The following is a 607-nucleotide window of genomic DNA, read 5'->3' on the forward strand; positions in this document are numbered from 1 at the left end:
GTTCAGGGTTTTTATTAGAAAGCCATGCGCTAAAATCTTCTTGTTTTAGAGCGTTGGTATAAAGAGAATAGAGGGCGTAGAGATGCTGCGAAGTGTAGGGCTTTTTATCGTCATCTGTTAGCGCGTTTTTGGTATCCACAATGCTTTCTAAAAGTTTTTTCAATTCTTTAGGTTGCTTTAGGCTTAAATTGGGGTAATGCTCTTTTAAATAGCGATACGCCACCGCATGGAAAGTGCCCGCTTCAATTTTGGAGCTTGATTGGGAATATTTAGCCACCCTAGCGATCATTTCATTACTCGCTTTATTGGTGAAAGTCAAAAGCAAGATTTCTTCAGGCTTGATGCCGTTATCAAGCAGGTATAAAATGCGCCCCACAATCGTAGAAGTCTTTCCTGTGCCAGCGCTTGCAATCACTAAATTATACCCTTTCAAAGCCTTGGCCGCTTTTAGTTGCTCAGGGTTTAATTGCAAAGTTTCTAACAAGTTTTATCCTTAATTGAAAAAGTCTTTAGGCAAAAGAGCGTTTTCTAAAGAGCGCTGCGAAAACAAAAAACGCCCATCGCACACAAAGCCTAATTCTTGCCAGTTGATAGCGTTGAGCTTATC

At 40.5% G+C, this 607-nt stretch carries 1 protein-coding gene; it reads right to left on the reverse strand.

The window, feature by feature from the left end; genetic code table 11:
* Positions 1-484: UvrD-helicase domain-containing protein (locus IEY73_RS34715; RefSeq protein ID WP_189083244.1), on the reverse strand; the 484-nt coding region annotated here is incomplete at its 3' end.
* Positions 485-607: the final 123 nt, after the last annotated feature.

This window comes from Mangrovihabitans endophyticus (assembly GCF_014646155.1).
GTDB classification, from domain to species: Bacteria; Actinomycetota; Actinomycetes; order Mycobacteriales; family Micromonosporaceae; genus Actinoplanes; species Actinoplanes endophyticus.